At 68.8% G+C, this 13,727-nt stretch carries 12 protein-coding genes; 7 read left to right on the top strand and 5 right to left on the bottom strand.

The genetic code is table 11. The features are described from left to right. Window positions 1-248: 248 nt before the first annotated feature. A complete protein-coding gene (locus TFC3_RS00640) occupies window positions 249-428 on the top strand; it encodes a hypothetical protein (RefSeq protein ID WP_067494122.1) in 180 nt (59 codons plus the stop codon). Between the two features lie 34 nt (window positions 429-462). Here TFC3_RS00640 and clpB read toward each other — a convergent pair whose 3' ends face one another. Beyond that, on the bottom strand, window positions 463-3,051 hold the full coding sequence (clpB, locus tag TFC3_RS00635) for an ATP-dependent chaperone ClpB (RefSeq protein ID WP_067494119.1): 2,589 nt from the start codon (window positions 3,049-3,051) through the stop codon (window positions 463-465). Window positions 3,052-3,187: 136 nt separating this feature from the next. On the opposite strand from clpB, the gene TFC3_RS00630 reads away from it, so the two are divergent. The 5 genes from TFC3_RS00630 (at window position 3,188) to TFC3_RS00610 (ending at window position 7,837) form a co-directional block, all read left to right on the top strand. Continuing rightward, on the top strand, window positions 3,188-4,393 hold the full coding sequence (locus tag TFC3_RS00630; RefSeq protein ID WP_067494116.1) for a sugar efflux transporter: 1,206 nt from the start codon (window positions 3,188-3,190) through the stop codon (window positions 4,391-4,393). 22 nt (window positions 4,394-4,415) lie between these two features. Further along, window positions 4,416-4,913 (top strand): cation:proton antiporter regulatory subunit, encoded by a 498-nt coding sequence (locus TFC3_RS00625; RefSeq protein ID WP_067505648.1) that lies wholly within the window; start codon window positions 4,416-4,418, stop codon window positions 4,911-4,913. Window positions 4,914-4,924: 11 nt separating this feature from the next. After that, window positions 4,925-6,130 carry a cation:proton antiporter gene (locus TFC3_RS00620; protein ID WP_067494113.1) on the top strand — a complete coding sequence of 402 codons (1,206 nt, stop codon included), beginning with the start codon at window positions 4,925-4,927 and terminating at the stop codon, window positions 6,128-6,130. Window positions 6,131-6,355: 225 nt separating this feature from the next. Further along, the gene (locus TFC3_RS00615) at window positions 6,356-6,799 is read left to right on the top strand and encodes a hypothetical protein (RefSeq protein ID WP_067494110.1); all 444 of its coding nucleotides are present in this window, start codon (window positions 6,356-6,358) and stop codon (window positions 6,797-6,799) included. 90 nt (window positions 6,800-6,889) lie between these two features. Continuing rightward, on the top strand, window positions 6,890-7,837 hold the full coding sequence (locus TFC3_RS00610) for a hypothetical protein (protein WP_153040047.1): 948 nt from the start codon (window positions 6,890-6,892) through the stop codon (window positions 7,835-7,837). A gap of 16 nt (window positions 7,838-7,853) precedes the next feature. On the opposite strand, the gene TFC3_RS00605 is transcribed toward TFC3_RS00610, so the two are convergent. From TFC3_RS00605 to dnaK, 4 genes are all read right to left on the bottom strand, one after another. Next, window positions 7,854-8,294, bottom strand: a complete 441-nt coding sequence (locus TFC3_RS00605; RefSeq protein ID WP_067494102.1) for a heat shock protein transcriptional repressor HspR — start codon at window positions 8,292-8,294, stop codon at window positions 7,854-7,856. Between the two features lie 33 nt (window positions 8,295-8,327). Beyond that, the gene (gene dnaJ, locus TFC3_RS00600; RefSeq protein WP_067494098.1) at window positions 8,328-9,524 is read right to left on the bottom strand and encodes a molecular chaperone DnaJ; all 1,197 of its coding nucleotides are present in this window, start codon (window positions 9,522-9,524) and stop codon (window positions 8,328-8,330) included. 79 nt (window positions 9,525-9,603) lie between these two features. Then, on the bottom strand, window positions 9,604-10,254 hold the full coding sequence (gene grpE, locus TFC3_RS00595) for a nucleotide exchange factor GrpE (protein ID WP_067494095.1): 651 nt from the start codon (window positions 10,252-10,254) through the stop codon (window positions 9,604-9,606). Then, window positions 10,251-12,155, bottom strand: coding sequence for a molecular chaperone DnaK (gene dnaK / locus TFC3_RS00590; RefSeq protein ID WP_067494093.1), 1,905 nt, complete (start codon window positions 12,153-12,155; stop codon window positions 10,251-10,253). Before dnaK ends, grpE begins: the two co-directional genes overlap by 4 nt. 1,148 nt (window positions 12,156-13,303) lie before the next feature. Between dnaK and TFC3_RS38945 the strand changes: the two genes are divergently transcribed. Continuing rightward, window positions 13,304-13,727 (top strand): hypothetical protein (locus TFC3_RS38945; protein ID WP_236717912.1); only part of this gene is annotated, 424 nt, incomplete at its 3' end.

Here is a 13,727-nt window from a genome sequence, read left to right as displayed (position 1 = left end):
CGAAGTAGCATTAATTTGGAGGATATAGGTCGCTCGTTCAGGGGGCGACAGAAGTCGATAGCGACCCATAAACTTCCATCTCGTGGCGCGCCGCAGGCAACCGAAACCCGTGGTGACGCCCTGTGCCCATCCGAGTCGCCGCCCCACCGCTGGGGCCGAGGCAGACCGGATCCGGGCCCCATCCCGATTGCGCCGGCCGCGTGACCACGCCGCGGCCGCCCCAGACCTGTTAAGGACCGGTGAGTCCCATGCCACACGCAGACACCCTGACCGTCGTGCACCATGACGACACCAGCACCCGCTACGAGGACGTCCGGTATCAACTTCACCGCGACGGCATCCGGATCTGGTCCGAGGACGGCGAGCACGCCTTCACGGACATCCTGATGACCCACGCCTACCGGCAGCGGGAGGCAAAGGCGAGCTGAGAGAACGGCCCCGGCAGACGCCGGGGCCGTTTGCTTATGCGGAGACTTTCAGCCCGTCCTTGGCGTCGTTGAGGTCCACGACAACCGTGTCGCCGTCGACGATGTCGCCGGCAAGCAGCGCCTTGGCCAGCGAGTCGCCGATCGCGGACTGGACCAGCCGGCGCAGCGGCCGGGCGCCGTAGATCGGGTCGTAACCGTGCTCGCCCAGCCACTGCACGGCCGGCTCGGTGACCTCGAGGCTGAGCCGGCGCTCGGCCAGACGGGTGCGCAGCCGGTCGAGCTGAATGTCCACGATGGCCGAGAGATCCTGCGCGGTCAGCGCCTGGAACACCACGATGTCGTCGAGGCGGTTGAGGAATTCGGGCTTGAAGTGCCCGCGGACAGTGGCCATCACTTCCTCGCGCCGCTCCTCCTCGCTCATCGTGAAGTCGGAGATGACCGACGACCCGAGGTTGGAGGTCAGCACCAGGATGGCGTTGCGGAAGTCCACAGTGCGGCCCTGTCCATCGGTGAGCCGCCCGTCATCGAGCACCTGCAGCAGCACGTCGAACACGTCGGGGTGGGCCTTCTCCACTTCGTCGAGCAGCACCACGCTGTACGGACGCCGCCGCACCGCCTCGGTGAGCTGGCCGCCTTCCTCATATCCGACGTACCCGGGCGGGGCACCGACGAGCCGGGCAACCGAGTGCTTCTCGCCGTACTCACTCATGTCGATGCGGACCATGGCGCGTTCGTCGTCGAAGAGGAACCCGGCCAGCGCCTTGGCCAGCTCGGTTTTGCCAACACCGGTGGGGCCGAGGAACAGGAAGCTGCCCGTGGGCCGGTCCGGGTCGGCCACACCGGCGCGCGCCCGGCGTACCGCTCCGGAAACGGCCGCTACGGCATGGGGCTGACCGACCACCTTGGCCTGCAGCGACTCCTCCATGCGCAGCAGCTTGGCGGTCTCGCCCTCCATCATCCGGCCGGCCGGGATGCCGGTCCAGGACGCGATCACCTCGGCGATGTCGTCAGCGCCGACCTCTTCCTTGACCATCGGCGGCTCGGCCTTCTCGTCGCTCTCCGCGGCCGCTGCGGTCTGGATCTCGGCTTCGAGCGCCGGGATCTCCTGATATTGCAGGCGGGAGGCCTTTTCCCAGTCGGCGTCGCGCTGGGCGCGTTCCAACTCGGCGCGGGTCTCGTCGAGCTTCTTCTTCAGCTCACCGACGCGGTTGAGGCCGCCGCGCTCGCGTTCCCACCGAGCGTTGAGGGCGGTCAGCTCCTCCTCGCGGTCGGCCAGGTCGCGGTCGAGGCGCTCGAGGCGGGCGATCGACGCGGGGTCGGTCTCCTTCTCCAGCGCGAGCTTCTCCACGCGCATCCGGTCAACTTGGCGCTGCAACTGGTCGAGCTCGACCGGGCGGGAGTCGATCTCCATGCGCAGCCGGGAGGCGGCCTCGTCGATCAGGTCGATGGCCTTGTCCGGCAGGAACCGGTCGCTGATGTAGCGGTCGGACAGCGCCGCCGCCGCGACCAGGGCGGCGTCGGTGATCTGGACCCGGTGGTGGGCCTCGTAACGGCCCTTGAGCCCGCGCAGGATGCCGATCGTGTCCTCGACCGTGGGTTCGCCGACGACCACCGGCTGGAACCGGCGTTCGAGGGCGGGGTCCTTTTCGATGTGCTCGCGGTATTCGTCAAGGGTGGTCGCGCCGACCATGCGCAGCTCGCCGCGGGCCAGCATCGGCTTGAGCATGTTGCCGGCGTCCATCGAACCCTCGCCCTTGCCGGCGCCGACGACGGTGTGCAGCTCGTCGAGGAACGTGACGACCTGGCCGTTGGAGTTGCGGATCTCCTCCAGCACGCTCTTGAGCCGCTCCTCGAACTGGCCACGGTATTGCGCGCCGGCCACCATCGCGCCGAGATCCAGCGACACCAGCTTCTTGTCGCGCAGCGTCTCGGGGACGTCACCGGCGATGATGCGCTGCGCGAGGCCCTCCACGATCGCGGTCTTGCCGACGCCGGGCTCTCCGATCAAGACCGGGTTGTTCTTGGTACGCCGGGAGAGCACCTGGATCACCCGGCGGATCTCGGCATCGCGCCCGATCACCGGGTCGATCTTGCCGTCACGCGCCAGGGCGGTGAGGTCGACGCTGTACTTCTCCAGCGCCTTGTAGGTCTGCTCGGGATCCTGGTTGGTCACCCGCCGCTCGCCTCCGCGCACCGACGGGAACGCCGCGACCAGCGTCTCCTCGGTGGCGCCGACGTCGCGCAGCACCTTGCCGACGGCGCCGCCGACCCGGGCCAGCCCGGCCAGCAGGTGCTCGGTGGACACGTACTCGTCGCCCAGCGGCGTGGCGATCAGCTCGGCCTCGCCGATGGCGTTGACGAACTCGCGGGACAAACTCGGCTCCGCGGTGCTCGAACCGCGGGCCGACGGCTGTTGCTCAACCGCTCGCACGGCGGCGCGCCGCACATCAGCGGGGTTGGCGCCGACCGCACGCAGCAGCGCCGGGGCGGTCGAACCACCGGTGTCGAGCAGCGAGAGGAGAAGATGCCACGGCTCCACGGTCGCGTGCCCACGCTGGTTGGCGTCGGCCACCGCACCGGTGATGACGTCGCGGCTCTTGGTGGTAAGGCGTTCGGCGTTCATGAGCTCCCCTGATCGAGTTTTCCACTGGATGCAAGCAACCCGAGACTTGAGCGTATTCCACTCAACTCTAAGTCGACGACTCCAGCGCACCAAATTCCGGTGGGCAACGTCGCAGCGCGGCCCGTAGCGTGCGGGAGTGACAGTGCAGACCTCACGGCGACAGCCGCACCTTGCTCGCGCCCTCGTTCCGCTCGGTCTGGTCTTCCTGTCGGTGGGCATCTCGACCGCCCTGGTCTACCCGTTCCTCTCGCTGTTCCTGAGCACCGAAGTCCAGGCCGGCCCGCTCAAGGTGACCGCCTTCCTGGTCGCATCGCCGCTGGCCGGCGTCGTGGTCACCACGCTGATCGGCCGGCTCTCCGACCGCCTGCCCATCCGGCGGCTGCTGCTGATCATCGGCGGGATCTCCGGCATGATCGGCTGCGGCCTGGCGGCCTTCATCCGCGACTACTGGATTCTGCTCGGCCTGACCGTGACGTCTGTGGCAATTGCCAACTGCCTCTTCCCGCAAAGCTTCGCGTACGCCCGTCAAGTGCTCGAACGCGATGCGCCGGACAAGATGGCGCTCGGCATCAGTGGCTTGCGTACGGTGTTCTCCCTGGCCTGGGTGGCCGGCCCGGCGCTGGCCGCGTTCATCCTGGCCAGCGGCGGCTTCACCTGGGTGTACGGCACCGCCGCAGCCATGTACGCCGTCGCCGCGATCATCGGGCTCCGCTGGCTCGGCGAGGTACCCGCCCCCGCGGCGGCGGAACCCGGGGACACGCCCGCCTCCGACACGCTGGAAACACCGCGCTGGGTCCTGCTGCTGACTGCGGGGGCCTTCGCCCTGCTGCAGACCCCGCTGACCCTCGCCGTGCAAGCGTTGCCGCTGTTCATCGATACCGAACTCGACGGCAACGTCAAGCAGGCCGGCCTGGTCCTCGGCCTGTGCGCGGCCCTGGAGATCCCGTTCATGCTGGCCCTGGGTGCCCTGTCCGTACGGGTGTCCGTAAGGGTGCTGCTGTTCATCGGCTCGGTGTGCGGAATCGTGTACTACGCCCTCGCCGCGGTCACGCCCACCGTGGGGTTGCTCTTCGGCGGTCAGGTGCTCAACGCGGTGTTCATCTCGGCGGTCTCCGGGCTCGGGATCTCGTACATGCAGGAGATGTTGCCCCGGCACCCCGGGCAGGCCACCACGCTGTTCACCAACTCGTTCCCGCTGGGCGCGATGCTCTCCGGTCCGCTGTTCGGGCTGGCTCAGCACTTCGGATACCGCCTGGCGTACTGGCTCTGCACGGCGCTGTGCGTGGCCGGCATGGTGCTGCTCTTCGCCATCCGTACGGAGCGGGTGAGCAGGGCTTCTTGAGAGATCCGTTACCGTGGAAGGCGTGCGCGTACGGGTAGAGCAGACTCCACTTCCTGGCATCGGTGTCCGGCACGACCTGGTGACCTCGTCGGGGCGTACCGTCGGCGTCGTCTCGCACCGCAACGGCCGTCGCGACCTGGTCCTCTACGACGTGGACGACCCCGACTCGTGCCTGGCCTCGATACCGCTTACCGACGACGAGGCGGAGGCCCTGGCCGACGTACTCGGCGCGTCGCTCATGCTGGGCCAGCTCTCCGGGCTGCGCCAGCAGGCGGCCGGGCTGCTCACCGAGCAGATCGCGCTGCCCGCCGGTTCGCCGTTTGTGGGCCGCAAGCTGGGTGACACCCGCGCCCGCACGCGCACCAGCGCCTCGATCGTGGCGGTGCTGCGCGAGCGTGAGGTGATCGCCTCGCCCCTGCCCTCGTTCGTGTTCGACGCGAACGACGTGGTGGTGGCCGTTGGCACCCGGCAGGGCCTGGACGGCGTCACCGCCATCCTGGCCGGCGACCACGACGACTAGAGGGCTACCGGGTGCACAGCACGACGATCCTGCTCATCGAGGTCGGCGCGCTCCTGTTCGCGCTGGGCATGCTGGGCCGGCTGGGCCGGCGCATCGGCCTCTCACCCATCCCGCTCTACCTGCTCGCCGGGCTCGCGTTCGGCCATGGCGGCTTCATCCCGCTGTCAGCCAGCGAGGAGTTCATCTCCGTTGGCGCGGAGATCGGTGTCATCCTGCTGCTGGTCATGCTCGGCCTGGAGTATTCGGCCACCGAGCTGGTCGGCAACCTGCGCGCCGCCGCCCCCGCCGGAGTCATCGACGGCGTGCTCAATGCGCTGCCGGGAGCCGCGTTCGCGTTCCTGCTCGGCTGGGGGTGGGAAGCGGCGCTGGTGCTGGCCGGCATCACCTGGGTCTCCTCGTCCGGCGTGATCGCCAAGGTGCTGGCCGACCTGGGCCGGCTCGGTAACCGCGAGACCCCGGTGATCCTGTCCGTGCTGGTCATCGAGGACCTGGCGATGGCGTTCTACCTGCCCCTGGTCACCGCGGTGCTGGCCGGCGTGGGGTTGGCGGGCGGCGTGAAGGCCCTGGCGGTCGCGGTGGTCACGGTGATTGCGGTGCTGGTCGCGGCCATCCGGTACGGCCACGCGATCTCAAGGTTCATGTCCGTCAAGGATGCCGAGGCACTGCTGTTGAGCGTGCTGGGTTTGACCTTGTTCGTCGCCGGGGTGGCCGCCGAGCTGAACGTGTCGGCGGCTGTGGGTGCGTTCCTGGTGGGCATCGCGTTGTCGGGGCAGGTCGCGCATTCCGCCGTACAGATGCTGTCGCCTTTGCGGGATTTGTTTGCTGCTGTGTTCTTTGTGTTCTTCGGTCTGTCCACGGATCCGGCGGCCATGCCTCCGGTGCTGTTGCCGGCGCTCGGCCTGGCCGTGCTGACGATGCTCACCAAGGTGGCGACCGGTGTGCTGGCGGCTCGGCGCAGCGGTATTGCTCTGCCTGGTCAGGTGCGGGCCGGGCTGGCCCTGATGCCGCGGGGGGAGTTCTCGATCGTCATCGCCGGGCTCGCCGTCGCCTCCGGGGTCGAACCCGAGTTGGCCCCGCTGGCCACCGCATATGTGCTGATCACGGTGGTCAGCGGACCGCTGCTGGCACGCCTGCCCGACTACACCTGGTTCAAGAAGTTCATCCGTAAACGCATGGCACTTCGCCGACCGGCCGAGGCCCTGCCCGCAACCGACTGACCAGCACAACGTTCGAGCAGCTCAAAGCTACCGCCCAGTATCTGAAAGTGAGGGGAGATCACTTCCGCCCGGCGATCGGGACGCGCTACCGTGACGCCGCACACATCGTGATTCTGCCGGTGCCCAGCGCCACGCTCAGCTGTGTGGGGGAACTGAGCGTGTTGCCGCGGACACCGAGCTGCCGAGGAGGACGGCGATGATCAAGCGTGCTGCTGAGGCGGCGTCGTGACCGTGCGTGAATCGACGTTCGCGGGATTTGCCAACCCGGTCGACCCCCGCCCCGAAGAGTTGCAGGCCTGGGCGTACCACCCGGAAGCCGTACCGCTGGATTCCATGCCGCCCGACTGGGACCTGCTCATCTCGGGTGACGTGCTGGCGTCCACGCTGTTCGAACTGGCGATGGACCGGCAGTGCCCGGCGCGGCGGTTCGCCCAGCACTGCATGTACATCTACGCGGCCGACGGCGTACGCCCGAACGCATCCTCGCAACGCAAACGCCGGCTGAAGAAGTTCGTCGAGCGTGCCGAGGAAGTCGGCGACGAGCCGATGGCGATCTGGGCGCACAACTGCCGCGTCCTGATGACCCGCCCCGAGCTGTTCGAGTACCGCGACTGGATCGAGGGCGGCTTGACCCGGTACCCGCGCCGGCTGGCCCTGTTCCGCCGCTGACGACTGGGTTTCGGCCGCTGACGACTGGCGATGATCTTCTACCCTCGGTAGGCGATGTCGCCACGTATGAATCGCTCAGCCAGATGGCTGGTGGCTGCGGTCATCCTGGTGATCGTCGCCGCCACCGTCATGAAGGTGTCGGGCTTCGACGAGAAGTTCCGCACGGCGACCGTGACGGCTGCCTGCTCAGCCACGGGATGCGCGGGTCCGGGGATGGCTTTCGCTGGGTGGCTGATGACGTTGACGCCGGCGCTTTACGGGCTGCTGGCGGGTGCGTGGTTCCGCCGCCTGACGCCGGTCGCGCGTGTTGGCTTGGGCACGGGCGGGGCTCTGCTGTCTGTCGCGGCTCTCGCGTTCCTTCCCGGAAGGCACGGCCCTGACCTCGGCGAGATGATCCGAGGGGCCGGCTCCAAGGCTTTCGCGCACGGCATGCTGTGGGGCTTCGGGTCGCAGGCAGCCATCGCTGCGGTGCTGATCGCCTGCGCCATCTTCTCGGCCAAGCGCCAGGTCGTGGTTGCCGCTGCGCTGCTGCCCATCATCGCCGGGGGCACTTTCGCGTGCCTGCGGGCCGAAGACTTGCCGGGCTACCTGACGACGATCCAAGTCTTTCCCCAGCCCACGGTACGAGTTCAAGACGACATTCTCACCCGTACCTCTGCCACCGACTCCCGCGGCTGCCACGACCGGTTCGACGGCTGCCTGCACACGGCCGAGTTCGAGTTCACCACCACCGACAGCGACACGGTCGTACAGTTCGAGGTCATCTCGTTCCCGGACAACGACCGTGCCTGGGATGCCTGGGGTGAGGTACGCGAAAAAACCGGCAACCCAGCCACCATGTGCCTCGCCACCGTGACCAGGAACTGGCTGCTCGTCTCGACCATGCGGCACAGCGACAACCGAGCCATCACCCCCGGCGAGCAGAAGTGGCTGCGCTGGCCCGCCGCTCAGCTCGAGTACGCCTTCCGTCAGGCCATCGGCTACACCCTGCTCTACCTGCCCGAAGTCTCCGAGCAAACGGCTCCTCGAACGCCCTAGCCCCCGGCCGCGCGTCTCATCTCTCGCCAGGGCGGCGGGGGCGCCAGACCACCAGGGCCGTCGACGGGCGTTCCTGACGCACCAGGTCACGGCCCGGATAGGTCACCATGGTTTCCAGCTCGGCCACGCGCCGGTAGGCCGCGTCAAGCTGCGCCTCCATCTGCGCGACCCGTTCCTGCAGCTCACCCACGAGCTGCTCAAGGCCGATGATCCGCTTGATGCCGGCCAGGTTGACGCCTTCCTCCTGGCTCAGTTTCTGCACCTCGCGCAGCAGGGCCACGTCGCGTTCGCTGTACCGGCGACCGCCGCCACCGGCCCGGCCAGGTTGCACCAGGCCGAGCCGGTCGTACTGGCGCAGGGTCTGCGGGTGCATCCCGGCCAGCTTGGCGGCGACCGAGATGATCAGAACCTTCGCATCGGAGGCCTGCTCCACTGAGATGCTTACCTCTTCGTACATGTGCCACCTCCTCCTGCGGATTCCTGACCGCCATTATCCCCGGCGGAGCCGCGCTTCCAGCTTTGCTCGTTCGGCAGTCGGTGTGAGCTTGGCGAACTGTTCCAGCGCGTCGCGCGCCTCGCCGCTGACCCCCGACGGGACCTGCACCTCGAGGGTGACCAGCAGATCGCCGACCCGGCCGTCGCGGCGCTGCACACCCTTGCCCCGGGCGCGCAAAGTCCGTCCGCTGGGCGTGCCCGGGGGCACCCGCAGCGTGACCGGGCTGTCCAGCGTGGGCACCCGCAGGTCCGTACCGAGCACCGCCTCCGCGATGGTGATCGGCACAGTGAGCGTGATGTCGTCGCCGTTACGCCCGAACAGGTCATCCGGCCGGACCTTGACCTGTACGTACAGGTCGCCGGCGGGACCGCCCTTCTCGCCCGGTTCGCCCCGGCCGCTGAGCCGGATCCGCTGACCGTCGCCGACCCCGGCCGGGAAGCGGACGTTGATCGTGCGGTTCTTGGTGACCCCGCCCGTGCCCCGGCACTCCGGGCACTTCTCGTCCACGATGGAACCGGCGCCCTGACACTCACGGCAGGGCTCGGAGAAGCTGAACGACCCCTGGTTGCGCGAGATCAGCCCGGAGCCGTGGCACTGCGGGCAGGTGCGCGGCTGGGTGCCGGGCTTGGCGCCGTTGCCGTGGCAGCTGTCGCAGACGCCCGGTGAACGCAGCGTCAGCGGCAACGTGGTGCCCTGCACCGCGTGGGCGAAATCGAGCGTGACCTCGGCCTCGACGTCGCGACCGCGCTGCGGGCCACGCCGGGGACCGGGACCACCGGTGCCTCCCGAGAAGATCGAGCTGAAGATGTCAGAGAACCCGGCACCACCGAAACGGCGATCACCGGCTCCGCCCGCACCACCGCCGGCACCGGCCCCGCTGAACCCGCCGAACAGGTCGGACGGGTCGAACTGCGAGCCGCCACCGGTCCGGGCCCCTCGCCGGAACGCGCCCGAGCCGAACAGCGAGCGCATTTCGTCGTACTCTTTGCGCTTGCGATCGTCGGACAGCACGTCGTACGCCTCGGATGCGGCCTTGAACCGTTCCTCGGCGTCCTTGTTCCCGGGGTTGTGGTCCGGGTGGTTCTCCCGGGCCAGCTTCCGGTATGCCTTCTTGATCTCGTCGGCGGAGGCGGACTTGCCCACCCCGAGCACGGCGTAGAAGTCCTTCTCCAGCCAGTCCTTCGAACTCACTCAGCCCACCTCCTCACGAGAGTCTTTTCGCCCGGTGCGGAAGTCCCGCCCACCGTGCGGTGGGCGGGACAGGCGCTCGTCACTCGGGGTCGGCAACCGCGACCATGGCGGGCCGCAACAGCCGCTCGCCCAGGGTGTACCCGCGGCGCATGACCTCGACGCAGGCGGTCTCCGTGACGTCGGGCGACGTCAGGTGGGCGACTGCCTCGTGCCGGGTGGGGTCGAACGGGTCGCCCTTCTCGCCGAACGCGACGAGACCCAGCTTGCCGGTCACCGCGGCCAGCGCCTCGGCGACGCTGGCGAACGGTCCTACCAGATCACCGTGCTCGCGGGCCCGGTCGATGTCGTCGAGCACCGGCAGCAGAGCGGTGAGCACCGCACCGGTGGTCTGCTCGGCCGCCGCGCTGCGGTCACGATCGACCCGCTTACGGTAGTTCGCATATTCGGCCGTGACGCGCTGCAGGTCGCGGGTGCGGTCCTCCAGCTCACCGCGCAGGGCCTCGAGCTCGGCACCGAGCCCCGGCGCAGCCGCCGCGCCCTCTTCCGGCTCCTCGGCGGCGCGGTGTGCGCCACCCTTGAGCTCCGTCGAATCGGCGGGCTGCTTGGCGTCCTGGGCCTCGTCGGCCTCCTTGGTCACCGTGTCCTTACCCTTCACGTCGATCTTGCGGCGATCGCGGATGACGACGCGCTCGGTCGCCTGACCGTCGTTCTCGTCGTCCGCGCGGCTCACTTCTTGTCGTCCTCGACGATCTCGGCGTCCACGACGTCGTCAGCGCCACCGGCCTGCGCACCCGGGTTGGGGCCCGCGTTCGGACCGGCGTTCGGGCCGGCACCCGGGCCGCCGGCGGCGCCGGCTGCGCCGTCCGGGCCGGGAGCACCCTGCTCGCCCTCGCCACCCTGCTGGGAGTACAGGAGCGAACCGGCCTGCTGGGAAACCGAGGCCAGCTTCTCGTGCGCGGTCTTGATCTTCTCGATGTCGCTGCCACCCAGCGCGCCACGCAGGTCGCCCAGCGCCTCGCTGATCTGGTTGCGCGACTCCTCGGGAAGCTTGTCGCCGCTCTCGGCGAGGAACTTCTCGGTCTGCCACTGCAGCTGCTCGGCGAGGTTGCGCGTCTCCGCGTCGTCCTTGCGCTGCTTGTCCTCGTCGGCGTGGTCCTGAGCGTCGCGCATCATGCGCTCGATGTCGTCCTTCGGCAGCGCGGAGCCGCCGGTGATCGTCATCTTCTGCTCCTTGCCGGTGCCGAGGTCCTTGGCGTGCACGTTCACGATGCCGTTGGCGTCGATGTCGAACGTGACCTCGATCTGCGGGACGTTGCGCGGCGCCGGCGGCAGGCCGGTCAGCTCGAAGGTGCCGAGCTTCTTGTTGTAAGCCGCGATCTCACGCTCGCCCTGGAACACCTGGATCAGCACCGACGGCTGGTTGTCGTCCGCCGTGGTGAAGACCTCGGAGCGCTTGGTCGGGATCGTGGTGTTGCGCTCGATGAGCTTGGTGAAGATGCCGCCCTTGGTCTCGATGCCCAGCGACAGCGGGGTCACGTCGAGCAGCAGGACGTCCTTGACCTCACCCTTGAGCACACCGGCCTGCAGGGCGGCACCGACGGCCACGACCTCGTCCGGGTTGACGCCCTTGTTGGGCTCCTTGCCGGTCATGGACTTGACCAGCTCGGTCACGGCGGGCATGCGGGTGGAGCCACCGACGAGGATGACGTGGTCGACGTCGGCAACCTTGACGCCGGCGTCCTTGATGGCCTGCTCGAACGGGCCCTTGGTGCGGTCCAGCAGATCCTGGGTCATGCGCTGGAACTCGGCCCGGCTCAGGGTCATGTCCAGGTGCAGCGGCCCGGCCGGACCGGCCGTGATGTAGGGCAGGTTGATGCTGGTGGTGCTGGCGGCCGAGAGCTCGATCTTCGCCTTCTCGGCGGCCTCACGCAGACGCTGCAGCGCCATCTTGTCGGCGCCCAGGTCGATGCCGTGCTCGCCGCGGAACGTCTTGACCAGGTGGTCGATGACCCGCTGATCCCAGTCGTCACCACCGAGGTGGTTGTCACCGGAGGTCGACTTCACCTCGATGACGCCGTCACCCAGCTCCAGCAGGGAGACGTCGAAGGTGCCGCCGCCAAGGTCGAAGACCAGAACGGTCTGCTCCTTGGAACCCTTGTCGAGGCCGTAGGCCAGGGCGGCCGCGGTGGGCTCGTTGACGATGCGCAGGACGTTGAATCCCGCGATCTCACCGGCCTCCTTGGTGGCCTGGCGCTGCGCGTCGTTGAAGTAGGCGGGGACGGTGATGACCGCGTCGGTCACGGTCTCGCCGAGGTATGCCTCGGAGTCGCGCTTGAGCTTCATGAGCACCCGCGCCGAGATCTCCTGCGGGGTGTACTTCTTGCTGTCGATGTCAACCGACCAGCTGGTGCCGACCTCACGCTTGACCGAACGGATGGTCCGGTCGGGGTTGGTCACCGCCTGACGCTTGGCAACCTCGCCGACCAGCACCTCGCCGTTGCGCGCGAAGGCGACGATGGACGGCGTCGTCCGGGAGCCCTCCGCGTTGGCGATAACGGTGGGCTCGCCTCCTTCCAGAACGCTGACGCAGGAGTTCGTGGTGCCGAGGTCGATGCCGACCGCTCGTGCCATGTTCGCTTCCTCGCTTCTTGGCTTTCCGTTACTTCGGTAAGTCTGTCGCCACAAGTTGAGTGGACCGGACTCAATGATGCCACGGGATCACCAGACCGCAAGTCGAAGTTGAGCGGACTCGGCGCAACTCAGGTGTCGAAGGTCCCTGTCCGGTCACGACCGCCGGGGTACCTGTTGTCTGGCATGCATCGATCGGGCACGCTTTACCCGTGACGACGCATGGTGACGCGGTCGGTCCGTCGGCCACGCCCGCCGCAGCCGACACACCCCCGAGCAAGGCCCCGGCCAACAGCGGCAAAGCCAGGTCCGCCAAACTTTCCGGTACACCCGCAGCGTCCCCAACCGCGCAACCCGATCCGGACCCCATGGCTGAGACAGGCGAACCAGAGGCAGGCACGGCAGCGCCCTCCCCGAGCAGCACGGGGACCGAGGCGCCGATGCCCGCCGCCCCCACCCCGGCAGCAACCGCCTCGAAGAGTCCGGAGAGCCGCGAATCGGGCGGCGTAGAAGCTGGGACATCGGCCTTGAATGTGAAGTCGGCCTCGGGATCGGATTCGGCCTCTTCGGCCGGGGAATCGCAGGTCGAGGCCGCGGGGCCCGGGGCTGAGGCCGAGAAGCCCGGGGCTGAGCCTGCGAAGGCGGAAGCTGAGGCTGCGAAGCCCGATGCTGAGGTTGGCGAGTCGGAAGCTGGGCAGGCGGAAGCTGAGGCGACGGGCGCGGGGGCCGAGTCCACGGATGCCGCTGAAGATGCGGCGCCGAGTGGAAGTCAGCGTGGGGCTGGGAAGCCGGATGAGGACGGCCCGGCTGCGGTACCGGCGAACCCGGAGGACCACGGGACGACCAAGCTGGCCACTGCGGCGAAGGGCGCGCTGAGCAAGCTGGCGTCTGCCGCAAAGGACGCCATCGCGAAGCCGGCGACCGCCGCCAAGGAGGCGCTGACCAAGCCGGAAAGCGCAGACCAGCCGGCGAGCGGGACCACCGCACCTGCGAGCGGGACCACCTCCGGAGCCGCGGCTGCCGACGCGCTGGCCACTGACCAAGCGCCGGCTGCGGACGCCCCGACAAGCGACGAGTCGCAGCCTGCGAGCGCTCCGACAAACGGGGAACCGAAGGCTACCGGCGCGGAGGCTGCCGACCAGACGCAGGTCTTGAACGCGGAGACTGCCAGCGGAACCCCCGCGACCGATGAGCCTTCAGCCGCGAAGAAGCCGTCCGCGACAAGCAACGTCGCGGCCCCGGCCAAAACCGAAATCGCAGCAAAGGCCCAAACCCTGGCCGAAGCTGACGCCCTCGCAAAGGCCCGAACCGCGGCGAAGACCGACACCCCGGACCCGGAGACAACCGCCCTCCTCACCCCCGAGGGCGACGAAGCCACCGCCAGCGACGAGGCCAAGACCCAACCTCCCGGCCAGGACGAAGCCCCTACCCAAGTAGTGGCGAGCCGACCGGAATGGCCCCCGCCGACCGCCCCGGCCGCCGGCAACACCGTCACCACCCAGAAACGCCCAGCCACCCTCGATGACCTGGCACCCCTGCCGGTAGCCACCCCGAGTACGGCCTCCGCGCCCACGA

The organism is Actinoplanes sp. TFC3, from assembly GCF_001553785.1.
Taxonomy (GTDB): Bacteria; Actinomycetota; Actinomycetes; order Mycobacteriales; family Micromonosporaceae; genus Actinoplanes.
The sequence above is the reverse complement of the archived record's forward strand: the minus strand, read 5'-3'. Positions and strand labels throughout refer to the sequence as shown.